Genomic DNA, 23,910 nt, shown 5'->3' on the forward strand with positions numbered 1-23,910 from the left:
TATGGTAGACGACGACAGTCAACGGCCTGACCCGGACAGCCTTCTCGCGCTGGCAAACGAGAAGCCGCGGGGTCAGCTCAAAATCTTCTTCGGCGCCTGTGCGGGCGTAGGGAAAACCTACGCCATGCTGCAAGAGGCGCAGCGGTTGCGCGCGACCGGATTAGACGTGATGGTCGGCGTCGTCGAAACCCACGGACGCAAAGAAACCCAGGCCATGTTGCCTGGGTTAGACCTTTTATCCCCCAAACGCATTACTCATCGCGGTCGTCAGCTCAGCGAGTTTGACCTCGACGCCGCGCTGGCCCGCCACCCTGCCCTAATCCTGATGGATGAACTGGCGCATAGCAACGTAATAGGCTCACGCCATCCGAAACGCTGGCAGGACGTCGAGGAACTGCTCGACGCCGGTATCGACGTCTTTACCACCGTCAACGTACAGCATATTGAAAGCCTCAATGACGTCGTCAGCGGCGTTACCGGCATCATTATTCGTGAAACCGTGCCCGATCATGTGTTCGACCAGGCGGATGAAGTGGTGCTGGTCGACCTGCCGCCAGACGACCTGCGTCAGCGCCTGAAAGAGGGCAAGGTTTATATCCCCGGTCAGGCTGAACGCGCTATCGAGCACTTCTTCCGCAAAGGCAATCTCATCGCCCTGCGCGAACTGTCTCTGCGCCGCACGGCCGACAGGGTCGATGACCAGATGCGTGAATTCCGCGACACGCAGGGCAAGGAGCGTGTCTGGCATACCCGCGACGCCCTGCTGCTGTGCATCGGTCACAGCGGTGGGAACGAGAAGCTGGTCAGGGTAGCGGCACGACTCGCCGCAAGGCTTGGCTGCGTCTGGCACGCGGTTTACGTCGAGACGCCACGTCTGCATCGCCTGCCTGAAGGCCAGCGCCGGGCCATCCTTCGTGCTCTCAAGCTGGCGCAGGAGCTGGGTGCCGAGACCGCCACGCTGTCCGACCCGCAGGAGGAACAGGCTATCCTGCGTTACGCCCGCGAGCATCATCTGGGCAAGATTGTTATGGGGCGTCGCAAAGAGCAGCGCTTCAAATGGGGCGCAAGCATCACCGACCGGCTGGCAAAAATCGGTCCCGAGCTCGACCTGCTGATAGTCAGCCTCGAGGAAGCCGCGCCGGTAAGTTCGCGGCGAGATCAAGACTCCCGCACCTTCAGCGAGCGATTTCGCCGTCAATTACAGGGCTGCGCGGTGGCGGTGGCGCTTTGCGCGCTCATCACCTTTATCTCACAGTTTCTGTATCCCTATTTCGATCCTGCCAACCTGATTATGGTCTATCTGCTTGGCGTGGTACTGACGGCGCTGTTCTACGGGCGCTGGCCGTCGGTGCTGGCAGCGGTTATCAATGTCGCCAGCTTTGACCTGTTTCTGGTCGAGCCACGCGGCTCTTTTGCCGTCACCGACGCCCAGTATTTACTGACCTTCGCCGTAATGCTTATCGTTGGCGTACTGATCGGTAATCTCACCGCCGGGGTGCGCTATCAGGCGCGGATCGCGCGTCATCGCGAAAAACGGGCGCGGCATTTGTATGAAATGTCCAAAGGGCTGAGTCAGGCAATGACCCCCGAGGCAGTGGCGCAAACCAGTCGTCATTTTATTTCAACCACGCTGCAGGCCAAGGCCGCCGTGCTGTTACCGCAGCAGCACGCCGAGGGTACGCTGAATTTCCAGCAGGGAGATCTTGCCGCAGGCCTGTCGATTGCCGTCGACGAGGCGATTGCCCGCTGGAGCTTCGACAAACAGTCTCCGGCCGGGGCAGGCACCGATACGCTGCCGGGCGTGCCTTATCAACTGCTGCCGCTGGTCGCGTCGGGGAAATCCCTCGGCCTGCTGGCGGTAGAGCCCCCCAACGTGCGCCAACTGATGGTGCCCGAGCAACAGCGCCTGTTGCAAACCTTCACCGTATTGATAGCCAACGCGCTAGAACGCCTCCAACTGACGGCGACGGCCGAAAGCGCACGGCTGGAGACCGAACGCGAACAGCTGCGCAACTCGCTGCTGTCTGCCCTCTCCCACGACCTGCGAACCCCATTGACCGTGCTGTTCGGCCAGGCCGAAATTCTCACGCTGGACCTGGCCAGCGAAGGATCGGCCTATGCGCCGCAGGCTAACCAGATTCGTCAGCAGGTGCTGAGCACCACAAGGCTGGTCAATAATTTGCTCGATATGGCGCGCATCCAGTCAGGCGGCTTCAATTTGCGCAAGGAGTGGCAATCGGTTGAAGAAATCATTGGCAGCGCGCTGCGTATGCTCGAGCCGATGCTCAGCAACCATCAGATAACGGTGGATTTGCCCGAAGAGATGCTGTTGGTCAACTGCGACGCCAGCCTGATTGAGCGGGTGTTTATCAATCTGCTGGAAAATGCCCACAAGTATGCCGGTTCGCAGGCAAAAATCGTTATCAAAGCGCGGACCAGCGAGGACTGGGTCGAGGTTGATGTCTCAGACAACGGTCCAGGAATTATGGCCGGTGGCGAACGGCAGATTTTCGAGAAGTTTTCGCGCGGCAATAAAGAATCGGCCATTCCGGGCGTGGGCTTGGGGTTAGCGATTTGTCATGCCATTATTGACGTACACAACGGACGCATCTGGGCAGAGAACAACCCGCAGGGGGGAGCCACCTTTAGCTTTATGCTGCCGTTGGAAAAATTACCCGATATCGAATCCATCGAACCCACTGACTCCATAGGCGAAACTGATCGTGTCCCCGATTAATATTCTGATTGTTGAAGACGAAAAAGAGATCCGACGCTTCGTTCGCACGGCGTTGGAGGGGGAAGGCATGAAAGTTTTCGAGAGCGAAACGCTGCAACGTGGGCTGATTGAGGCCGGGACGCGTAAGCCCGACCTGGTGATTCTCGACCTTGGCCTGCCGGACGGCGACGGGCTGGAGTATATCCGCGACCTTCGTCACTGGAGCAGTATTCCGATCATCGTGTTGTCGGCCCGCACCAGCGAAGAAGACAAGATTGCCGCACTCGATGCGGGCGCGGACGATTTTCTGACCAAGCCTTTTGGCGTTGGGGAACTGCTGGCGCGGGTTCGCGTTGCGCTGCGCCGTCACGCAGGAGGTCAGCAAGAAAGCCCACTGATTACGTTTGCCGACGTGACCGTCGATTTAATCAACCGACGCGTACAGCGTGCCGGAGAAGACTTGCATCTCACGCCGATCGAATTCCGTCTGCTGGCCGAACTGCTGGCGAACAGCGGGAAAGTCATTACGCAAAGGCAGTTGCTCAGCCACGTCTGGGGCCCGAACTACGTGGAACACAGCCACTATTTGCGTATTTATATGGGCCATTTACGGCAAAAACTGGAACAGGACGCCACCCGGCCGCGTCATTTGTTGACAGAAACCGGCGTCGGCTATCGTTTTATGCCTTAAGCTCGGCGTCAATAGCGGCGAATTCAGCCTCGATAATTTCTGCTGCTTTCAACAAGGTCGCGTTGACCCGTTCCACCTGCTCAGGGCTGAGGTCGTCACGCATCACGTTGCCTCGCAGTACGCTGCGCAGACGGTTCATGCTGTCAGCAATGCCTTCCGCCAGGTTGCTCCCATGCTCGCGGCGTTTTTCACGTCTCGCCAGTCGCGCAAAGATAGCGTCAACCACCGCCTGATGTGCCGACAGTTCTTCCTGACCCGCCGCCGTCAAACGATAGCTTTTACGGCCGTTGTCACTGACCAGCGGCTCAAGGAAATCCTGCTCTTCAAGCAGCGTCAAGGTCGGATAGATAACCCCCGGACTCGGGACGTAAAGGCCGGATGACGCCTCTTCAATCGCCTTAATCAGCTCATAACCGTGGCTCGGTTTCTTCGCCACCATGGCCAGCAGCACCAGACGCAGATCGCCATGTTCAAACAGGCGCTGCATTCTCTCACCACGACCGCCACCGCGACGCGAACGTCTCTCGCCACGCCCTTCTCCACGCTCTTCGCCCATCGCAGCATGCCTTCCGCCGCGATGACGACCCGCAAACTCTGTGCGTTCATCCCTTTCTCCGCCATGGCGGCGGAGTCGGTCACCGTGACCGCGATGGCGGCCTTCCATAAATTTAGCAAACATAAAAATTCCTCTCTTTAGATATATCGAAATATTTTCGATATATCTAAAGTAGATCGACTTTCGCTCAATGACAAGGTTTTATACAAATTTAGATATATCTTTTTCAACACAGAATTTTGAGCATAAAAAAAGCGCTGTATAAACAGCGCTTTGATTGAGATTGCGAAAAGCGTTCGGGAATTACTTCGCGTCGGCAAGGACTTTGCTGACGATATCCACGGCTTCTTTCTCGATTTTTTCGCGGTGCTCGGCACCCAGGAAGCTTTCACAGTAGATCTTGTAAGCTTCTTCAGTACCGGATGGGCGCGCGGCAAACCAGCCGTTTTTGGTGATGACTTTCAGACCACCGATAGACGCGCCGTTGCCCGGAGCCTTGGTCAGGCGATCGGTAATCGGGTCACCCGCCAGCGTGTCGGCCTTGACCTGCTCTGGGGAGAGCTTGGAGAGCGCGGCTTTCTGCGCGTGGGTGGCTGGAGCCTGAATACGGTTATAGCTCGGCGCACCGAAGCGTGCGGCCAGTTCGTTGTAGTGCTCCTGCGGGTTCTTGCCGGTCACGGCGGTGATTTCTGCCGCCAGCAGGCACATAATGATCCCGTCTTTGTCGGTTGACCAAGGCGTACCGTCGAAACACAGGAAGGACGCACCGGCGCTTTCTTCACCGCCGAAACCAAAGCTGCCGTCGAACAGACCGTCTACGAACCATTTGAAGCCCACCGGCACTTCGACCAGTTTACGGCCAAGGTCAGCAACCACGCGGTCAATCATCGCGCTGGATACCAGCGTTTTACCTACCGCGACGTCAGCGCCCCACTGTGGACGATGCTGGAACAGGTAGTTGATCGCCACCGCCAGATAGTGGTTCGGGTTCATCAGACCCGCAGGCGTTACGATGCCGTGGCGGTCGTAGTCAGGGTCGTTGGCGAACGCCAAATCGAACTTGTCTTTCAGCGCCAATAAACCGCCCATTGCGAATTCAGACGAGCAGTCCATGCGGATCACGCCGTCGTGGTCGAGATGCATGAAACGGAAGGTCTGGTCGACAGAGTCGTTTACCAGCGTCAGGTCCAGGTTGTAGTGCTCGGCAATACGTTTCCAGTAAGTGATACCAGAACCGCCGAGTGGATCAACACCGAGTTTCAGGCCTGCTTTCTGTATGGCCGGAATGTCGATAATGTTGACCAGGTCTTCAACGTAAGGCTGCACCAAGTCTTGTTCGACGAGGTGCTGACCCTGCCAGGCTTTGTCCAGAGACTGGCGCTTAACGCCTTTCAGGCCTTCTGCAATCAGCGCGTTGGCGCGCTTTTCAATCACAGAGGTCAGGTCAGTATCGGCTGGACCGCCATTGGTTGGGTTGTACTTGATCCCGCCGTCTTCCGGTGGGTTATGTGATGGCGTGATAACAATACCGTCCGCCAGCGCGCCGCCCTTTTTGTTATGGGTCAGAATCGCGTGCGACACCGCAGGCGTTGGGGTGAAACCGTTGTCTTCCTGCACAATGACGTCAACGCCGTTGGCAGTCAGCACTTCCAGCACGGAAATAAATGCCGGTTCAGACAGCGCGTGGGTGTCTTTACCTACGTAACATGGACCGGTGGTTCCCTGCTCTTTGCGTACTTCAGCGATAGCCTGAGCGATAGCCAGAATATGAGATTCGTTGAAGCTGTGGCGTCCGGCGCTGCCGCGATGACCAGAAGTACCGAATTTTACCGCGTGAGCGCTGTTGGACGGATCTGGCTGCAGCACATAATACTGCGACGTAAGTTGTGCAACGTTAATCAAATCGCTTTGCTGAGCAGGTTGCCCTGCGCGGGGGTTGTTAGCCACTGGCATTTCTCCCTAATGCTTTTTTAAAGGGTGCCGCAAACTTTATCGGTCAGTTCGGCTGGGAACTGCATCAATTGCATGATGTGTTCAATCATGCTGCGTTTACGGCCTGTATTCGTATTGGTAATGACCCAATAAGGGGTTCCTGGAACATGTTTTGGCTTGGTATGAATACCGTTTTGCAGCAACGTTTGCTGGTCACCAGCAAAATAAGTGCGAGTACGACCACGTAAAGACTCGGTCGCAACCGCAAATTCTTTCGGGCTGAGCGTATACAGGGTAGTCAGGATAAGCATGAAGCGGTTAACCGCCTTGGTCTGCTCGGCATACTCATCGGATAACATCAGTTCACGCACGGCACGTACGCGATCGCGCGGTGTATTGGTGGCAACGGCCGTTTTCTCTGCGGGTGCCACGCTGGCTTTGGCCTGCACTTCCTGGCCGGCAGAAAATTTAAGCATCCGCCGTAAAATGTCTGATGCACTTTCACCGATATGCTGCGTGTGGCTCGCGATATAGCGGTAAAGCTCTTCATCAACCTCAATCGTTTTCATCTTTATCCAGTACTGTTTTTCTACTTAATTTATTCAAAGGATTATACAAATTAAACTGCGCAAACAAAAAGGCGAAATCGCCTCAATATTCAAAAAGCAGACAAAACCTTATATCCAACTCTTACCCGGCGCGTGCTTTGCTGTATCCCACTCAGGTATCTGACAGAAAATCTTCTGTGACTCATGATAACCTAATGAGATCCTTACCTGTAATAAATGTCTAATGGACTCTGCCATGAAATTACATTATCGACTGCAACACTCTGAATCCGCAGAATCGACCGCGTTGCCCATCCTGCTTATTCACGGCCTGTTTGGCACGCTGGACAATCTCGGCGTATTAGCGCGATCCCTAAAACAACAGCATAGTGTGCTACAGGTAGATTTGCGTAATCACGGGCTCTCCGAACGTTCACCGGTCATGACCTATCGGGCGATGGCCGAGGATCTCCGCGACACGCTCGACGACGCCGGTATCGACAAGGCGATCGTCATAGGTCACTCGATGGGGGGCAAGGCCGCAATGGCGCTGACCGCCTTAGCGCCAGAGCGAGTCGACAAGCTGGTGATTATCGATATAGCGCCGGTGGATTATAAAACTCGCCGCCATGACGAAATCTTTGCCGCACTCAACGCCGTCACAGAAGCTGGCATCAAGGACCGCGCAGGCGCAACTCGGCTCATGCACGAATATATAAAGGAGGACGGCGTTATTCAGTTCCTGCTCAAGTCCTTTTCGCAGGGCGAATGGCGTTTCAACGTGCCGGTATTGCTGGCCGAGTACGCCAACATTGTTGGCTGGGCCGAGGTGCCCGCCTGGCCACATCCGGCGCTGTTTATTCGCGGTGGATTATCGCCTTACGTTCAGGACGAATATCGCGACGACATCGCACGACAGTTTCCAAAAGCCCGCGCCCACGTGGTCGCGGGGAGCGGACACTGGGTTCATGCCGAGAAGCCGGAGGCGGTGTTGCGCGCCATCTCTCGTTTCATTGATGCGTGATCCTGCGCAAGGACGCGCTAAATATTCCCGCCGCACGCGCAACTGTTCAAAAAAACGGCTAATCATAATAACTTAGCGCTGAATCAAGGCAGTTAGGCGTTGTGGAGGGGTATACGCTAGGGTATGATTGCGCGCTGTAATTTTGCCCCTGCGCCAGGTCAGTTTTTTCTCGCGCCTGAGGTAAATTGGGTTAGGGTTTATTAACCCGAAATGTGTAACCATCTCATCTGAAAAGGGCTTAGGTCGCTTTTCGATGTAACTTCCCTAGTTGTACCGCTACCTATGGCAAAAGAACAACTGGATCGCACGACGCTTGATCTGTTCGCAGACGATCGCCGTCCGGGACGTCCAAAAACAAATCCGCTTTCTCGCGATGAACAGCTCAGGATTAACAAGCGTAATCAGCTTCGCCGTGACAAAAACAACGGTTTACGTCGCGTAGAGCTGAAGATCAATGCTGAAGCTGTGGATGCGCTAAACAAGTTGGCGGAACAACAAAATATCAGTCGTAGCGAGCTGATTGAACAGATGCTGCTGTCACATCTGAACGGTCAGGATAGCTAGTCATCGTATTCTGATGCGGGCGGGTAACTCTTTCGGTTACCCGCCGTTAGCGTTTCATCTTGTAAACTTCCGCAACAGAGCACACAAAGGCGATAACGCTTGCCTGAATTGCCCGATAAACTATTCACATCAAAAATACGGGTATGCATCCTAAACAGGTCCGCATTAACATTGGCGTCACTAAATCCGTGCTTCAACGGGGTATTCACGCAGCCTGATGCGGATGAGAATATGTTCTCTCTCCGCCGAGTTTGTTATCATCCTGCATAAATTGACTCGCACGCCGCGGACGAAAAAGCAGACTCTCTGAGTCTATTAAAGAACAAGAGGTTAGATAAGCTTATGGCAGTAGTAGGTATCTTCTTTGGTTCCGACACCGGAAACACCGAAAACATCGCAAAAATGATCCAGAAGCAGTTGGGTAAAGATGTTGCTGACGTTCAGGACATCGCCAAAAGCAGCAAAGAAGATCTGGAAAAATACGATATTCTGCTGATCGGCATCCCGACCTGGTATTACGGTGAAGCACAGTGTGACTGGGACGATTTTTTCCCAACGCTGGAAGAGATAGATTTTGAAGGCAAGCTGGTTGCGCTGTTCGGCTGCGGCGACCAGGAAGACTACGCAGAGTACTTCTGTGACGCAATGGGCACCGTACGCGATATTATTGAACCACGCGGCGCCGTGATTGTCGGACATTGGTCTACCGAAGGTTACCACTACGAAGCGTCTAAAGGCATGGCGGACGACAAGCATTTCATCGGTTTGGCTATCGACGAAGACCGTCAACCAGAGCTGACCAACGAACGTGTTGACGCCTGGGTTAAACAAATTAGTGAAGAGTTGAGCCTCGCTGAGATTATCGGTTAATCCCACACAAAGGCTAAGGCCCTGAATCATTAGGGTTAAACCTGAAAGGGCCAAACTATCACTGAAATTAACAATTTAACTCGCACAAAATTGTAACTTTCAGCTGTATCAAGGTACACTTACTGTATCTGTTTTTATTATTCCTGCCTTTTTGAGAAACAACATTCAGGCAGGAACGATTTTTGTGAACAGCCCACCGTTTTCATTAACGTGATTAGCATAGTGACAGGACTAAATCCGCATGACTGACAACAACACCGCACTGAAGAAAGCCGGCTTAAAGGTCACGCTTCCACGCTTGAAAATCCTGGAAGTGTTGCAAGCCCCGGCAGGTCATCACGTCAGTGCGGAAGATTTGTACAAAGAACTGATTGATATGGGCGAAGAAATTGGTCTTGCCACGGTTTACCGTGTCCTGAACCAGTTTGACGACGCCGGCATTGTTACCCGCCACAACTTTGAAGGCGGCAAGTCTGTATTTGAACTGACTCAGCAGCATCACCATGACCACTTGATCTGCCTCGACTGCGGTCGTGTGATCGAATTCCGCGACGAATACATCGAAGCGCGTCAGCGTGAAATTGCAAAAACCCACGGCATCAAATTAACCAACCACAGCCTCTATCTTTACGGCCACTGCGAAGCAGGCAACTGTATTGAAGACGAAACGCTGCACGGTAAAGGCTAATACCTTGCCCAAGTTCTGTCTCTCAGGGATAAGAGCAGAGCTGGAAATAAAATGACCGCTGAAAAGCGGTTTTTTTATGCCTGCGGTTTAAGATTCAGGCATAAAAAAACGCAGCCAATGGCTGCGTTTTCAATTAAGTCAGCGCATCAATTATGCGACTGGCTTACTTTCCCAGTTGTCGCGCAGCCCCACGGTGCGGTTAAACACCAGGTGCTCGGCGGTAGAGTAAGTGCTGTCGGCGCAGAAGTAACCTTCACGCTCAAACTGCAGGCTCACACCAACCTCTGCATTCGCCAGGCTCGGCTCAACAAAACCGTTGGCGATGACCAGAGACTCTGGGTTGATGGTGGTCAGGAAGTCTTCCGCCTGACCCGGGTTCGCTACGCTGAACAGACGGTCATACAGGCGGAACTCAGCAGGCTTGCCTTCTGAAGCAGAAACCCAGTGGATCACACCTTTAACCTTGCGGCCATCGGCAGGATCTTTACTCAGGGTATCCACGTCATAGCGACAGAAAATCGTCGTGATATTGCCTTCGGCGTCTTTCTCGATGCGTTCTGCTTTAATCACGTAGGCATTGCGCAGGCGGACTTCTTTTCCCAGCACCAGACGCTTGTACTGCTTATTGGCCTCTTCGCGGAAGTCAGCCTGATCGATGTAAATTTCAGCGGTAAACGGCACGTCACGTGAGCCCATTTCTGGCTTGCTCGGGTGATTAGGCATTTGAACCCACTGAACCGCATCGCCGGCAAAGTTCTCGATGATCACTTTAACCGGGTTAATGACGGCCATTGCACGCGGTGCATTCTCGTTGAGGTCATCACGGATACAGGATTCCAGCGCCGCCATTTCGACGTTGTTGTCCTGCTTGGTCACGCCGATACGACGGCAGAATTCGCGAATAGACGCGGCGGTATAGCCACGGCGACGCAGACCGGAAACCGTTGGCATACGCGGGTCGTCCCAGCCTTCAACAATCTTCTCGGTCACCAGCAGGCTCAGCTTGCGCTTGGACATGATGGCGTATTCGAGGTTCAGGCGAGAGAACTCGTACTGACGCGGATGGCAAGGAATGGTGATGTTATCCAATACCCAGTCGTACAGACGGCGGTTGTCCTGGAACTCCAGCGTACACAGTGAGTGGGTGATCCCTTCCAGCGCATCGGAAATGCAGTGGGTGAAATCGTACATTGGGTAGATGCACCACTTGTTGCCAGTCTGGTGATGGTCTGCAAACTTGATGCGGTACAGTACCGGGTCACGCATCACGAAGAACGGTGACGCCATGTCAATCTTGGCGCGCAGGCACGCGGTGCCCTCGGCGAACTCGCCGTTACGCATTTTAGCAAACAGCGCGAGGTTCTCCTCGACGGTACGGTCGCGGAACGGGCTGTTTTTACCTGGTGCAGTCAGGTTACCGCGGTATTCGCGGATCTGCTCTGGCGAAAGCTCATCGACATAGGCCAGGCCTTTCTGAATAAGCTCGACCGCGTAGTGGTGCAGTTGATCAAAATAGTCGGAAGAGTAATGAACCTCACCGCTCCACTCGAAACCAAGCCACTGAACGTCTTTTTTAATAGACTCGACGAATTCGATATCTTCTTTCACCGGGTTGGTATCGTCAAAACGCAGGTTGCATTGACCCTGATAGTCTTGAGCGATGCCAAAGTTCAGGCAGATCGATTTTGCGTGGCCAATGTGCAAATAACCATTGGGCTCAGGCGGGAAACGGGTCACGACAGAAGCGTGTTTTCCCGATGCCAGATCTTCATCAATAATCTGACGGATAAAATTTGTTGGGCGGGCTTCAGCCTCACTCATTGTTCAATTCCTCTACGCGAACGAAAGCTCGAAAGACTAACCGCATATGTTCCAACAAGCCACGTCGGGAAACAACCCTTAAGTGCCAAATTTGAAACTATTAAAAATATTTTTACCGTAAAGCCACGGACACAGGCGCTAAAAACAAAAAACGGGAAGAGATTGCTCCCTTCCCGCTGCGATTTTTAACGACTCTCGCCTTTTTTCACAACAAACGGCCAACCTTACTTCGCGTGGATCTCGAACAGTTTGCTCTCGCCTGCCACCACCGACTCACCGGCCAGCAGGGTCAGACCGGAATAGTCTTCCATATTACTAACCACCACCGGGCTTATCATCGAGCGTGCATTGCCGTTCAGATAGTCCAGATCCAGCTCCAGCACCGGTTGACCGGCCTTAACGGTTGCCCCTTCTTCCACCAAACGGGTAAAGCCTTGACCGTTAAGCGCGACGGTGTCCAGACCAATGTGGACCACCACTTCGGCACCGGATTCAGTTTCGAGGCAGAACGCGTGATTGGTGTTAAAGATTTTCACTACCACGCCATTGGCCGGAGCAACCACGGTTTTCTGCGTTGGACGAATCGCCAGGCCTTCACCTACCGCGCCGCTGGCGAAGGCTTCGTCAGGCACCTGAGCGAGTGCAACGACCTCACCGGTGATAGGTGACACCAGCGTTTCCAGCACAGGCTTCGGCGCGTTGGGTACCGCCTGAGGCTTCACGGCGGCAACCGGCGCGGCCGTGGCCGGTGCAGCAGCGGCGGCAACCGGACCGGTAGTCATCACCGTGCGCATCGCACCGGCGATAATCTCGGCGCGGGTTCCCACAATCACCTGCACGCTTTGTTTGTTAAGACGGATAACGCCTGATGCGCCGAGGCGTTTGGCCAACCCATCGTCCACCAGCGAAGAGTCTTTGACGTTAAGACGCAGGCGGGTGATACAGGCGTCGATGCCCGTCAGGTTTTCTGAACCGCCGATGGCGCTGATATAGCGACGGGCCAGCAGGGAAGTTTCATCCGCCTTGCTGTTGCCGGTGGTATCAACATTCACGTCATAACCGTCGGACTCGTCACCGGCAACCGCCAGCTCGCGACCTGGGGTCATCAGGTTGAATTTATTAATGGTGAAACGGAACACCACGTAATAGATAACGAAGAACACCAGACCCTGAGGGATCAGCATATACCAGTGGGTTGCAAGCGGGTTACGCGATGACAGCACCATATCCACCAGACCGGCACTGAAACCAAAACCGGCAATCCAGTGCATGCTGGCAGCAATGAACACGGAAAGCCCAGTCAACACGGCGTGAATGAAATACAGCACCGGTGCAACGAACATGAAGGAGAATTCCAGCGGTTCAGTAATGCCGGTAAAGAAGGAGGCAAACGCCGCTGCCAGCATGATGCCGCCCACTTTCGCGCGGTTTTCAGGGCGTGCACAGTGGTAAATAGCCAGTGCCGCACCGGGCAAACCAAACATCATGATTGGGAAGAAGCCCGCCTGATAACGACCGGTGATCCCCACGGTGGCTTTGCCGGCTTCGATGGATTCCTGACCGCCGAGGAAGTTAGGGATATCGTTGATGCCCGCGACGTCAAACCAGAACACCGAGTTAAGCGCATGATGCAGACCGACGGGAATCAGCAGACGGTTGAAGAAAGCATAGATGCCCGCGCCCGCAGATCCCAGTTGCTGGATGTGCTCACCAAAGGTCACCAGACCGTTAAAGATAAGCGGCCAGACGTACATCATGATGAACGCCACGACGATCATCAGGAAAGAGGTCAGGATAGGCACCAGACGACGGCCGCTAAAGAACGACAACGCCTTTGGCAGCTCTACGTGGCTGAAGCGGTTATACAGCTCTGCAGAAATGATACCGACGAGAATACCCACAAACTGGTTGTTGATTTTGCCGAAGGCCGCAGGCACGTCAGCGACTGGGATTTTTTGGATCATGGAGACCGCTGCCGGAGAACACAGCGTGGTTAATACCAGAAAACCGACGAAACCCGTCAGCGCGGCTGCGCCATCTTTGTCTTTGGACATGCCGTAAGCCACGCCAATCGCGAAGAGTACCGCCATGTTTTCAATGATTGCCGATCCTGACTTGATAAACAGGGCCGCCAACGCGTTGTCGCCGCCCCAGCCCACCGGGTCAATCCAATACCCTACCCCCATCAATATTGCTGCGGCGGGTAATGTCGCAACCGGGACCATCAAGGCCCGGCCAATCTTCTGCAAGTAGCTAAGTATACTCAACTTTTCCCCCTATTCGCCCTGAGACGAATCACCAAAGTAGTTTAATTAGAATGTGTGACTACCTATCTTTGAAAATGCTCAAAACCTGACTCACCAAAGTCATAATGCGCAGTGTAAAAAAATTAATTCGTATCGCAAATTAAAACCTCATTATTTGTGATTTTTATCACCAAAAATGGGTATTAACAAGCCATAATGCTAGTCATAACCCAAAACTTATTTTATCATTAAAAAAATCTAGGCCGCAGCGTGCCGATCATCTGCGTTAATGAGCCCGCTGTAAAGTCAAAGCCGGTCATGCATGGAACATTTAAATTCCTTGCCCATCGCCCCTCGCGGTGGGTATACAAAGTATAAAACTTAAGAGGTGTACGATGAGACTTATTCCGCTGAATACTCCCACTGAAGTGGGTAAATGGGCTGCGCGTCATATTGTTCAACGCATCAACGCGTTTAACCCCACCGCCGAACGTCCGTTTGTACTGGGTCTGCCGACCGGGGGTACCCCGATGGAAGCCTATAAACATCTTGTTGCTATGCATAAAGCAGGCCAAGTCAGCTTCCAAAACGTGGTAACCTTCAACATGGATGAGTACGTTGGCCTGCCGCAGGAACATCCGGAAAGCTACCATACGTTCATGTACAAAAACTTCTTCGACCACGTTGATATTAAAAAAGAAAATATTAATCTTTTAAACGGTAATGCACCGGACGTCGATGAAGAGTGCCGTCAGTACGAAGCAAAAATTAAGTCCTACGGCAAAATTAATCTGTTCATGGGCGGCGTGGGCAACGACGGTCACATTGCGTTTAACGAACCGGCTTCCTCACTGGCTTCGCGTACGCGCATCAAGACGTTGACCCACGATACACGCATTGCCAATTCGCGTTTCTTTGATAACGATGTTTCACAGGTGCCAAAATATGCGCTGACCGTCGGCGTGGGTACCCTGCTCGATGCGGAAGAAGTGATGATTCTGGTGACCGGCCATGCCAAGGCACAGGCTCTGGAAGCCGCGGTCGAAGGCAACATCAACCACATGTGGACCATCAGCTGCCTACAGCTGCATGCGAAAGCAGTGGTCGTTTGCGACGAACCATCCACAATGGAATTAAAAGTAAAAACGGTGAAATACTTCCGTGAGCTTGAAGCCGAAAATATGAAAGATCTTTAATTAATCCAAAATTTACAGACAGTTCCGTGAAATAATTGGCTCTGCGCGACGAGGCAGCAAGTGAGAGAATCCCCATCGGCTGACCTAGTCGGTGATTCGGAAAAACGCGCGAAGCTTACGCCGTTGCAGTGCCAATGACGACGGGGAAAGGGGGGTGAGATGTTCGCTTTGATTAACGGTCGGATCTATACCGGCCACGATATTCTGGATAACCACGCGGTAGTGATTGCTAATGGGGTAATCGACTGTGTTTGCCCAGTTGACGCACTGCCGGCGGATATAGAAACGCGCAGTCTGGAAGGCGCCCGACTAGCCCCCGGATTCATCGACCTGCAGCTCAACGGCTGCGGCGGCGTGCAGTTCAATGACTCACTGGAAGCCATTTCGGTTGAGACGCTGGAAATCATGCAGGCGGCCAACGAGAAATCCGGCTGTACCAGCTATCTGCCGACGCTAATTACCAGCAGTGACGAGTTCATGAAGCACGGCATCAAGGTGATGCGCGAGTATCTGGCGAAGTACCCGAATCAGGCGCTGGGTCTGCATCTTGAAGGACCGTACCTGAGCCTCGAGAAAAAAGGGACCCACAATCCGGCGTTCATCCGTAAACCGGATGCCGCAATGATAGACTACATCTGCGCCAACGCCGACGTGGTTACCAAGGTCACGCTGGCCCCGGAACAGGTTGAGGGCAGGTTTATACGTCAGCTGCGTGACGCGGGAATCGTCGTCTCTGCCGGTCACTCCAACTCGAGCTACGAGCAGGCGCGTGAAGGCTTTGCCGACGGTATTAGCTTCGCGACCCACTTGTATAACGCCATGCCGCCAATCTCTGGCCGTCAGCCTGGTTTGATGGGGGCGATTTTTGATACCCCAGAAGTTTACACCGGGATTATCGTAGACGGTCATCACGTCGCCTGGCCAAGTATTCGTAACGCTAAGAAACTTAAGGGCGAAAAGCTGGTATTAGTCACCGACGCGACCGCTCCGGCCGGAGCAAATATTGAAGAGTTCATTTTTGCTGGTAAAACAATATACTATCGTGATGGACTTTGTGTGGATGAAAACGGCACCCTCAGTGGTTCCGCGCTGACGATGATTCAGGCAGTACAAAACAGCGTAGAACATGTCGGTATTGCGTTAGACGAGGCGCTGCGTATGGCCACGCTCTACCCGGCTCGCGCCATTGGTGTTGAAGGAACACTGGGCAGTATTGAAGCGGGAAAAGTGGCCAACCTGACCGCGTTCACCCACGACTTCAAAATAACAAAAACCCTCGTCAACGGTGATGAGGTGTAATCGCAGAGAGCAATAAATGAACACAGGCGGGCAGTCACAAATAGGTAACGTTGATCTGGTCAAGCAGTTAAATAGTGCTGCGGTCTACCGCCTGATTGACCAGCAAGGACCCATCTCGCGCATTCAAATCGCCGAGCTTAGCCAGCTTGCCCCCGCCAGTGTCACCAAGATTTCCCGCCAGCTGCTCGAGCGCGGCCTGATTAAAGAAGTCGATCAACAGGCCTCGACCGGCGGCAGGCGCGCTATCTCAATTATCACCGAGACGCGCCCGTTTCAGACCGTGGCGGTCCGTTTGGGCCGCAACGACGCCACGCTCACGCTATACGACCTGAGCGCCAAGGCCCTTTCTGAACAGCATTATCCCCTGCCGGAACGCACTCAGGAGACGCTCGAAAATGCGCTAGTCTCCGCTATCACCCATTTTATGGAAGTCAATCAGCGCAAAATTCGTGAACTGATTGCGATCGCCGTGATCTTGCCCGGGCTGGTCGATCCGGTCAAAGGCATCGTGCGCTACATGCCGCATATCAGCGTTCACAACTGGCGGTTGGTGGACATTCTTGAAAGCAAGTTCAACGTCACCAGCTTTGTCGGCCATGACATCCGCAGTCTGGCGTTGGCGGAGCACTACTTCGGTGCAACGCGCGACTGCCAGGACTCCATTTTGGTTCGTTTGCATCGCGGAACCGGTGCCGGCATTCTGGTTAACGGACAAATCTTCCTCGGCAGCAACGGCAACGTCGGCGAGATTGGCCACATTCAGGTCGATCCCCTCGGTGAACGTTGTCACTGCGGCAATTTTGGCTGCCTCGAGACCATCGCGGCCAACTCGGCTATCGAAAATCGGGTGCGCAATCTGCTGACGCAGGGCTATCCAAGCAAGCTTTCGCTGGACGACTGCACCATCAGCAGCATCTGCAAAGCGGCAAACCGTGGCGATCAGCTCGCCTGCGAGGTGATTGAATACGTCGGCCGTCATCTCGGTAAAAGCATTGCCATCGCGATAAACCTGTTCAACCCACAGAAAGTCGTCATCGCAGGTGAAATCACCGAAGCCGATAAAGTGCTGCTCCCTGCCCTGCAGAGCTGCATCAATACTCAGGTATTGAAAGATTTCCGCCGCAACCTGCCGATTGTGACGTCAGAATTGAACCATCGTTCGGCCATCGGTGCGTTTGCGCTGGTGAAACGCGCGATGCTCAACGGCGTGCTGCTCCAGCGTCTGCTGGAAAATTCGGCCCAATAGTTTCTGGTTTGACGGTCCCGGCATCTTCAGGGATGAAGGGGCTTTGCTGTTGCATTTGAGATGCAAAAATCTGGTCGTGAAAAAATAGGTTATCTATGACAATTAAAAACGTAATTTGTGATATCGACGGCGTTCTGCTGCATGACAATACGCCAGTGCCCGGTGCCGACCTGTTTTTAGCACGTGTTCAGGAACAGGGAATGCCGCTGGTTATCCTGACCAATTACCCCTCTCAGACCGCACAAGACCTTGCTAATCGCTTTGCTTCCGCAGGACTCGACGTGCCGGAAAGCGCCTTTTTCACCTCAGCGATGGCCACCGCAGACTTCCTTAAGCGTCAGGAAGGTAAAAAAGCCTACGTGATTGGCGAAGGCGCGCTTATCCATGAGCTGTACAACGCCGGATTTACGATCACCGATATTAATCCTGATTTCGTGATAGTCGGTGAAACGCGGTCGTACAACTGGGACATGATGCACAAAGCCGCCTACTTTGTCGCCAACGGCGCACGGTTTATTGCCACCAATCCCGACTACCACGGGCACGGTTTTGTGCCTGCCTGCGGCGCGCTCTGTGCACCGATTGAGAAAATCACCGGCCGCAAGCCGTTCGTGGTCGGCAAACCAAGCCCCTGGATCATCCGTTCCGCGCTGAACAAGATGCAGGCGCACTCCGAAGACACCGTGATTGTCGGTGACAATCTACGCACCGATATTTTGGCTGGCTTTCAGGCCGGACTCGAAACCATTCTGGTGCTGAGCGGCGTTTCGACGTTAAACGACGTGGAAAACATGCCGTTCCGACCGACCTGGATCTACCCTTCCGTAGCCGATATCGACGTCATCTAACGCGCCCCCAGTCATTTTTTGCCAGCGCCGGTCACTAAAAACCGGCGCTTTTTCTTTATTTGATAAGTTACGCCCGCTATTTTTAGCCTCATCTATCCCACCCGGCCTTTTTTTGAAGATTCGATAATTTATCCCCCTTAAAAATGACAATCCGCTAAGAAACGCAGAGGGTCAACCAACTATTTTTCAAACAATCGCTAAATTGCTTGCAAAGGCTCTCGCTTTTACGCATTTTCATTATCAGAGACGCAGCGTAGTCCGAAATAAATTGTGAATTCGGTAATGCCGCCCAACAACAACTCGGTAATGAAAAATAACATCACCGCCAGAGAAAAGCCGTTAGGGAGAGTTATATGTGTTCTATATTTGGTGTGCTCGACATTAAAACCGACTCCGTCGAGCTGCGCAAAAAGGCGCTTGAGCTGTCACGCTTGATGCGCCATCGTGGTCCAGACTGGTCCGGCGTTTACGCCAGCGACAAAGCGATTCTTTGTCACGAGCGTCTGTCGATTGTTGACGTCAACAACGGCGCGCAACCCCTGTACAACGAAGCACAAACTCACGTTCTGGCAGTTAACGGCGAAATTTACAACCATCAGGCGCTGCGTGCCTCCCTTGGCGAGCGTTATGCGTTCCAGACCGAATCCGACTGTGAAGTGATCCTCGCGCTTTACCAGGAAAAAGGCCCGGCGTTCCTCGATGAACTGCAGGGAATGTTCGCCTTTATCCTTTATGACACTGAAAAAGACGCTTACCTGATTGGCCGTGACCACCTGGGCATTATCCCGCTTTATATGGGCTACGATGAGCATGGCAACATGTTCCTGGCTTCAGAGATGAAATCACTGGTTCCAGTGTGCCGCACCATCAAAGAGTTCCCGGCGGGCAGCTACCTGTGGAGCAAAGACGGCGAAATCGTTGAGTACTATCAGCGTGAATGGTTCGAGTTTGACAACGTTAAAGACAACGTCACTGACAAGGTTGCGCTGAAAGACGCGCTGGAAGAGTCGGTGAAAAGCCACTTGATGTCAGACGTACCTTACGGCGTGCTGCTGTCCGGCGGTCTGGACTCCTCAATTATCTCTGCGATAACCAAGAAGTTCGCCGGTCGTCGCATTGAAGATAAAGATCAAAGCGAAGCCTGGTGGCCACAACTGCACTCCTTCGCGGTAGGTCTTGAGGGCTCACCCGACCTGCGTGCGGCACAGGAAGTGGCGAACCACCTCGGTACCGTGCACCACGAAATTCATTTCACCGTGCAGGAAGGTCTCGACGCTATCCGTGACGTGATTTATCACATCGAAACCTACGACGTGACCACCATTCGTGCGTCGACCCCGATGTACCTGATGTCGCGCAAGATCAAGGCGATGGGCATCAAAATGGTGCTGTCTGGTGAAGGTGCCGATGAAGTGTTTGGCGGCTACCTGTACTTCCATAAAGCGCCAAACGAGCAGGAATTCCACGAAGAGACCGTGCGTAAGCTGCTGGCTCTGCACATGTATGACTGTGCGCGCGCCAACAAGGCGATGTCAGCCTGGGGCGTAGAAGCTCGCGTGCCTTTCCTGGACAAAAAATTCCTCGACGTCGCGATGCGCGTTAACCCGAAAGACAAAATGTGCGGCAATGGCAAAATGGAAAAACATATTCTGCGCGAATGTTTTGAAGACTATTTGCCGAAAAGCGTGGCGTGGCGTCAGAAAGAGCAATTCTCTGACGGGGTGGGCTACAGCTGGATTGACACCTTAAAAGAAGTGGCAGCGCAGCAGGTGACCGACCAACAGCTCGAAACTGCGCATTTCCGCTTCCCTTACAACACCCCGACCTCGAAAGAGGGGTATCTGTACCGGACTATCTTTGAAGAGCTGTTCCCGGTTCCAAGCGCAGCAGAATGCGTTCCGGGTGGCCCGACAGTCGCCTGTTCTTCAGCGAAAGCCGTTGAGTGGGATGAATCGTTCAAAACCATGAACGATCCTTCTGGCCGTGCCGTAGGCGTGCATGAATCTGCCTATCAATAAGTGACATTTTTTCAAGCTAACGGGCCACTTTAGGCCCGTTTTTTTATGTTTAAATTAATTGAATATCCTATCTTTTGTAGAATTTATCGCCGGAGTGGTCATAAGCTACCCAAATGCACCGCATCCGCGCTTTTTTGGCAAAAAACTTGTTGACGCAAAACTGCCATATACGCATAATGCGCCCCGCAACGCCGATGAAGGTTGAGCAGAAAGAAGACGGCTACGTAGCTCAGTTGGTTAGAGCACATCACTCATAATGATGGGGTCACAGGTTCGAATCCCGTCGTAGCCACCATTTTATTCTGAATGGTTATGAGCAAAGTCGTAGTAAGAATTATGCAGTAAACACCATTGGGGTATCGCCAAGCGGTAAGGCACCGGTTTTTGATACCGGCATTCCCTGGTTCGAATCCAGGTACCCCAGCCAAATTTAGAAAAGCTCGCTTCGGCGGGCTTTTTGCTTTTCTGCGTCCTGGCTTTTGCCTGACCTTATTTTCGGACATCAACAATAGCGGACACAAAAAAGGCAGTGAAGCCACTGCCTTGATAGATTCGACACTTCCCTGCCTTTTATTTACAGTCCTAAGGCATATTCCAGCGCCATGGATTTCAGCTTGCCCGCTCTCTGAGCCGCCATCAAGGCCAGATTGCGAAGAATTCGCACCGGCGGCAGACTGTTGCTGAACGCGGTGTAGAACAGGTCCATGCCGCTCTGCATCATCAGGTTGTCAACTCTGCGACGGCGCTGATAGCGTTGCAGTACCCTCTCACTCCACCAGGCTTCACCTTTGTCATTCGCCTGCGCGACCACGTCCAGCAGCGCCTCAACGTCCCGATAGCCAAGATTCACGCCCTGACCGGCCAGTGGATTAATGGTATGCGCCGCGTCACCGACCAACACCAACCCCGGCGAGACGTAGCGCTGAGCGTGACGACGCACCAGCGGGAAAGACCCTGACGAGAGCGCCTGAACCGTCCCGAGACGCGGCGGGAACGCGGCCGTAATCTCCTGGGTCAGCTGTTTCATATTTAACGACTGTAGTTGGCGGATACGCTGCGGGCTGTCGTACCAAACGAGCGAGGCGTGGTTGCCCCACAGCGGCAGGAACGCACGCGGTCCGCTCGGGTAAAACTGCTGCCAGGTGACATCCAGATCCTTCGACTGAGTTTCGACGTTAATCAGCATACAGTTCTGGCGATACTGCCAGCCATCAATGCCAATTCCAGCCTGCTGACGCACCAATGAATTCGCCCCGTCTGCGGCCACGACCAATTTGGCATCAATCGTTTCACCACTAACCAGCTCCAGCAACCATCCGCCCTCGCCCGCATTTTTCAGTTGCTTAAGCTTGTCTGGGCAAAATAGGGTCAGATTTTCCAGCAGCTGCATCTCCTGCCACAGAGCCAGCTGAAGCACCCGGTTTTCGAGCATAAAGCCCAGTTCAGGCAGACCGAGCGACTGGGCGTCGAACAATACCTCCGACCCCGGCTGCTCCCAGGTTTCCAGACGGCGATACGGCGTAAATCGCATTTTTGCGACGTTTTTCCATGCGCCAAGCTTCTCGAGCAGGCGCACGGAAGCGCAGCCAATGGCGGAAATACGCAGATCGATGGGATCGGCAGCATCAAAAGGCTGTGGCGCCTTGTCTTCAATAACCGCCACATTCAGCCCTTGCTGAGCGAAACCCAGCGCCGTCGCGGCACCGACCATTCCACCGCCTACCACCACCACGTCGAAGGACTTATTTATCATTTTTGTCACGACAGTATTCATTCTGCTCTTCGTTTACTGGGTTATTTTTCGTGAAATCAAGGCACGCGCCCGATAGATATTTTGAGAAGTGTACCGGATTTTTCTGTTGCTATCAGTCCGTAACCTGCGCTGACGCACTAGCCACTCGATTGATGTGGGATTACAATACTTCTCCAGAAATACGCCGCCCGGTAAAAAACACTCACCGGCTGTACGGCAGAGTCTATTCGCCACCCCATTCCCAAACTATTGACCAATAGGCTCTGAGGCTTCACTCCAGAAGTAGAGTATAGGGGTGTTTTGTTTAACGCTTTTTGAGTAATGGCATGTCAATGAAGAAAAAACTGCATATTAAAACCTGGGGCTGCCAGATGAACGAGTACGATTCATCTAAAATGGCTGACCTGCTTAACAGCACACACGGTTTCGAACTCACTGAAAATGCCGAAGAGGCCGACGTGCTGTTGCTTAATACTTGCTCAATCAGGGAAAAGGCGCAGGAGAAAGTCTTCCACCAGCTCGGCCGCTGGAAGCTGCTCAAGCGCAAAAGACCCGAGATTATTATCGGCGTCGGCGGCTGCGTGGCCTCGCAGGAAGGCAAGCTGATTCGCCAGCGCGCCCACTATGTCGACATCGTATTCGGCCCGCAAACGCTGCACCGCCTGCCGGAAATGATCAACCACGTACGCGGCAGCAAAAGTCCTATCGTTGACGTCAGCTTCCCCGAAATCGAAAAATTCGACCGCCTGCCTGAACCCCGTGCCGACGGCCCGACCGCCTTTGTCTCCATCATGGAGGGCTGCAACAAGTACTGTAGCTTCTGCGTAGTGCCTTACACCCGCGGCGAAGAAGTCAGCCGCCCGAGCGACGACGTGCTGTTCGAAATCGCCCAACTTGCGGCACAGGGCGTGCGTGAGGTTAACCTGCTGGGCCAGAATGTTAACGCCTATCGCGGTCCTGGCTTTGACGGTGAGATTTGCACCTTCGCCGAGCTGCTGCGCCTGGTCGCTAGCATCGACGGCATCGACCGTATTCGCTTCACCACCAGCCACCCTATCGAGTTTACCGACGACATCATCGAGGTTTATAAAGATACCCCTGAGCTGGTGAGCTTCCTGCATCTGCCGGTGCAATGCGGCTCAGACCGTGTGCTGACCATGATGAAGCGCGCGCACACCGTGCTGGAGTATAAATCCACGCTGCGTAAAATCCTCAAGGCGCGCCCTGGCATCACCTTTAGCTCCGACTTTATCGTCGGCTTCCCTGGTGAGACCGCGGAAGACCACGCGCAGACCATGAAGCTTATCGCCGACGTCAACATGGACGTCAGCTACAGCTTTATCTACTCTGCTCGCCCGGGCACGCCGGCGGCGGACATGGTTGACGACGTCAGCGAAGAGGAGAAGAAGCAGCGCCTGTACGAATTGCAGGAACGCATTCTCCAGCAGTCCCTGCGCATTAGTCGCGCCATGATTGGCACCGTGCAACGCATTCTGGTGGAAGGCACGTCTCGCAAGAGCATCATGGAGTTGACAGGCCGCACCGAAAACAACCGCGTGGTCAATTTCGAAGGCACGCCGGACATGATTGGCAAGTTCGTAGACGTCGAGATTATCGACGTACTGACCAACTCCCTGCGCGGCATCGTGGTGCGTACCGAAGACCAGATGGATCTGCGTCAAATTGCCTCCCCGCAGTCGGTGATTGCACGCACCCGTAAAGAGAATGAAATCGGCGTGGGTCTCTATCAGCCCTAATCTTTTCAATGATTAACGTTAAAGGGCGCTCAGGCGCCCTTTATTTTTTGGAGAAAGGCCGCATATTCTGATCAACAGCACTTGAGGTGCTGGGAAAATTTCGCCAAGGGCATGTATGATTACTTTATAAAGTCGTC

18 protein-coding genes and 2 tRNA genes are annotated in these 23,910 nt (G+C 53.6%); 14 read left to right on the forward strand and 6 right to left on the reverse strand.

Annotated features, from left to right (window positions below; all coding sequences use genetic code 11):
- The first annotated feature begins 1 nt into the window (after nt 1).
- Nucleotides 2-2,737: a two-component system sensor histidine kinase KdpD gene (kdpD, locus tag BS640_RS01010; RefSeq protein ID WP_026110633.1), complete on the forward strand. Its 2,736-nt coding sequence runs from the start codon at nt 2-4 to the stop codon at nt 2,735-2,737.
- Nucleotides 2,718-3,407 (forward strand): two-component system response regulator KdpE, encoded by a 690-nt coding sequence (gene kdpE, locus BS640_RS01015; protein ID WP_026110634.1) that lies wholly within the window; start codon nt 2,718-2,720, stop codon nt 3,405-3,407. The genes kdpD and kdpE overlap by 20 nt, the downstream gene beginning before the upstream one ends.
- Here the strand turns inward: kdpE and BS640_RS01020 are convergent.
- From BS640_RS01020 to seqA, 3 genes are all read right to left on the reverse strand, one after another.
- The gene (locus BS640_RS01020) at nt 3,397-4,086 is read right to left on the reverse strand and encodes a PadR family transcriptional regulator (protein ID WP_017492617.1); all 690 of its coding nucleotides are present in this window, start codon (nt 4,084-4,086) and stop codon (nt 3,397-3,399) included. The genes kdpE and BS640_RS01020 overlap by 11 nt on opposite strands.
- A gap of 180 nt (nt 4,087-4,266) precedes the next feature.
- Nucleotides 4,267-5,910 carry a phosphoglucomutase (alpha-D-glucose-1,6-bisphosphate-dependent) gene (gene pgm / locus BS640_RS01025; RefSeq protein WP_084911670.1) on the reverse strand — a complete coding sequence of 548 codons (1,644 nt, stop codon included), beginning with the start codon at nt 5,908-5,910 and terminating at the stop codon, nt 4,267-4,269.
- Nucleotides 5,911-5,933: 23 nt separating this feature from the next.
- Nucleotides 5,934-6,464: a replication initiation negative regulator SeqA gene (gene seqA / locus BS640_RS01030; protein WP_084911634.1), complete on the reverse strand. Its 531-nt coding sequence runs from the start codon at nt 6,462-6,464 to the stop codon at nt 5,934-5,936.
- Between the two features lie 223 nt (nt 6,465-6,687).
- Between seqA and ybfF the strand changes: the two genes are divergently transcribed.
- From ybfF to fur, 4 genes are all read left to right on the forward strand, one after another.
- A complete protein-coding gene (gene ybfF / locus BS640_RS01035) occupies nt 6,688-7,467 on the forward strand; it encodes an esterase (protein WP_017492620.1) in 780 nt (259 codons plus the stop codon).
- A 282-nt stretch (nt 7,468-7,749) separates the two neighbouring features.
- Entirely contained in the window at nt 7,750-8,031 is a 282-nt protein-coding gene (gene ybfE, locus BS640_RS01040) for a LexA regulated protein (protein WP_017492621.1), read from the forward strand.
- A gap of 342 nt (nt 8,032-8,373) precedes the next feature.
- Nucleotides 8,374-8,901, forward strand: coding sequence for a flavodoxin FldA (fldA, locus tag BS640_RS01045; protein ID WP_017492622.1), 528 nt, complete (start codon nt 8,374-8,376; stop codon nt 8,899-8,901).
- Nucleotides 8,902-9,142: 241 nt separating this feature from the next.
- The gene (gene fur, locus BS640_RS01050; RefSeq protein WP_017492623.1) at nt 9,143-9,589 is read left to right on the forward strand and encodes a ferric iron uptake transcriptional regulator; all 447 of its coding nucleotides are present in this window, start codon (nt 9,143-9,145) and stop codon (nt 9,587-9,589) included.
- 150 nt (nt 9,590-9,739) lie between these two features.
- On the opposite strand, the gene glnS is transcribed toward fur, so the two are convergent.
- Both glnS and nagE read right to left on the reverse strand, forming a co-directional pair.
- Nucleotides 9,740-11,410 (reverse strand): glutamine--tRNA ligase, encoded by a 1,671-nt coding sequence (glnS, locus tag BS640_RS01055; RefSeq protein WP_017492624.1) that lies wholly within the window; start codon nt 11,408-11,410, stop codon nt 9,740-9,742.
- A 224-nt stretch (nt 11,411-11,634) separates the two neighbouring features.
- On the reverse strand, nt 11,635-13,677 hold the full coding sequence (gene nagE / locus BS640_RS01060) for an N-acetylglucosamine-specific PTS transporter subunit IIBC (protein WP_026110636.1): 2,043 nt from the start codon (nt 13,675-13,677) through the stop codon (nt 11,635-11,637).
- A 374-nt stretch (nt 13,678-14,051) separates the two neighbouring features.
- On the opposite strand from nagE, the gene nagB reads away from it, so the two are divergent.
- From nagB to BS640_RS01095, 7 genes are all read left to right on the forward strand, one after another.
- On the forward strand, nt 14,052-14,852 hold the full coding sequence (gene nagB / locus BS640_RS01065) for a glucosamine-6-phosphate deaminase (protein ID WP_017492626.1): 801 nt from the start codon (nt 14,052-14,054) through the stop codon (nt 14,850-14,852).
- A 159-nt stretch (nt 14,853-15,011) separates the two neighbouring features.
- Entirely contained in the window at nt 15,012-16,151 is a 1,140-nt protein-coding gene (gene nagA / locus BS640_RS01070) for an N-acetylglucosamine-6-phosphate deacetylase (RefSeq protein WP_084911636.1), read from the forward strand.
- Nucleotides 16,152-16,167: 16 nt separating this feature from the next.
- A complete protein-coding gene (gene nagC / locus BS640_RS01075) occupies nt 16,168-17,397 on the forward strand; it encodes a DNA-binding transcriptional regulator NagC (protein WP_017492628.1) in 1,230 nt (409 codons plus the stop codon).
- A 95-nt stretch (nt 17,398-17,492) separates the two neighbouring features.
- Nucleotides 17,493-18,245 (forward strand): HAD-IIA family hydrolase, encoded by a 753-nt coding sequence (locus tag BS640_RS01080; protein WP_017492629.1) that lies wholly within the window; start codon nt 17,493-17,495, stop codon nt 18,243-18,245.
- A gap of 353 nt (nt 18,246-18,598) precedes the next feature.
- Nucleotides 18,599-20,263 carry an asparagine synthase B gene (gene asnB, locus BS640_RS01085; protein WP_017492630.1) on the forward strand — a complete coding sequence of 555 codons (1,665 nt, stop codon included), beginning with the start codon at nt 18,599-18,601 and terminating at the stop codon, nt 20,261-20,263.
- 218 nt (nt 20,264-20,481) lie between these two features.
- Nucleotides 20,482-20,558: transfer RNA gene (locus tag BS640_RS01090), tRNA-Met, on the forward strand.
- A 57-nt stretch (nt 20,559-20,615) separates the two neighbouring features.
- Nucleotides 20,616-20,690, forward strand: a tRNA-Gln gene (locus tag BS640_RS01095).
- A gap of 147 nt (nt 20,691-20,837) precedes the next feature.
- Here the strand turns inward: BS640_RS01095 and ubiF are convergent.
- A complete protein-coding gene (ubiF, locus tag BS640_RS01100) occupies nt 20,838-22,037 on the reverse strand; it encodes a 3-demethoxyubiquinol 3-hydroxylase (protein ID WP_139802750.1) in 1,200 nt (399 codons plus the stop codon).
- Nucleotides 22,038-22,348: 311 nt separating this feature from the next.
- On the opposite strand from ubiF, the gene miaB reads away from it, so the two are divergent.
- On the forward strand, nt 22,349-23,773 hold the full coding sequence (gene miaB / locus BS640_RS01105) for a tRNA (N6-isopentenyl adenosine(37)-C2)-methylthiotransferase MiaB (protein ID WP_017491356.1): 1,425 nt from the start codon (nt 22,349-22,351) through the stop codon (nt 23,771-23,773).
- Nucleotides 23,774-23,910 lie beyond the last annotated feature (137 nt).

This window comes from Rouxiella badensis, assembly GCF_002093665.1.
Lineage (GTDB): Bacteria > Pseudomonadota > Gammaproteobacteria > Enterobacterales > Enterobacteriaceae > Rouxiella > Rouxiella badensis.

What these genes read in the sequence shown, in the direction of transcription:
- asnB (WP_017492630.1), top strand. Translation starts at nt 18,599, where the DNA reads ATGTGTTCTATATTTGGTGTGCTCGACATTAAAACCGACTCCGTCGAG.
- fldA (WP_017492622.1), top strand. Translation starts at nt 8,374, where the DNA reads ATGGCAGTAGTAGGTATCTTCTTTGGTTCCGACACCGGAAACACCGAA.
- kdpD (WP_026110633.1), top strand. Translation starts at nt 2, where the DNA reads ATGGTAGACGACGACAGTCAACGGCCTGACCCGGACAGCCTTCTCGCG.
- nagC (WP_017492628.1), top strand. Translation starts at nt 16,168, where the DNA reads ATGAACACAGGCGGGCAGTCACAAATAGGTAACGTTGATCTGGTCAAG.
- ybfE (WP_017492621.1), top strand. Translation starts at nt 7,750, where the DNA reads ATGGCAAAAGAACAACTGGATCGCACGACGCTTGATCTGTTCGCAGAC.
- nagB (WP_017492626.1), top strand. Translation starts at nt 14,052, where the DNA reads ATGAGACTTATTCCGCTGAATACTCCCACTGAAGTGGGTAAATGGGCT.
- glnS (WP_017492624.1), bottom strand. Translation starts at nt 11,410, where the DNA reads ATGAGTGAGGCTGAAGCCCGCCCAACAAATTTTATCCGTCAGATTATT.
- BS640_RS01080 (WP_017492629.1), top strand. Translation starts at nt 17,493, where the DNA reads ATGACAATTAAAAACGTAATTTGTGATATCGACGGCGTTCTGCTGCAT.
- BS640_RS01020 (WP_017492617.1), bottom strand. Translation starts at nt 4,086, where the DNA reads ATGTTTGCTAAATTTATGGAAGGCCGCCATCGCGGTCACGGTGACCGA.
- miaB (WP_017491356.1), top strand. Translation starts at nt 22,349, where the DNA reads ATGAAGAAAAAACTGCATATTAAAACCTGGGGCTGCCAGATGAACGAG.
- nagA (WP_084911636.1), top strand. Translation starts at nt 15,012, where the DNA reads ATGTTCGCTTTGATTAACGGTCGGATCTATACCGGCCACGATATTCTG.
- seqA (WP_084911634.1), bottom strand. Translation starts at nt 6,464, where the DNA reads ATGAAAACGATTGAGGTTGATGAAGAGCTTTACCGCTATATCGCGAGC.
- ybfF (WP_017492620.1), top strand. Translation starts at nt 6,688, where the DNA reads ATGGACTCTGCCATGAAATTACATTATCGACTGCAACACTCTGAATCC.
- ubiF (WP_139802750.1), bottom strand. Translation starts at nt 22,037, where the DNA reads ATGAATACTGTCGTGACAAAAATGATAAATAAGTCCTTCGACGTGGTG.
- fur (WP_017492623.1), top strand. Translation starts at nt 9,143, where the DNA reads ATGACTGACAACAACACCGCACTGAAGAAAGCCGGCTTAAAGGTCACG.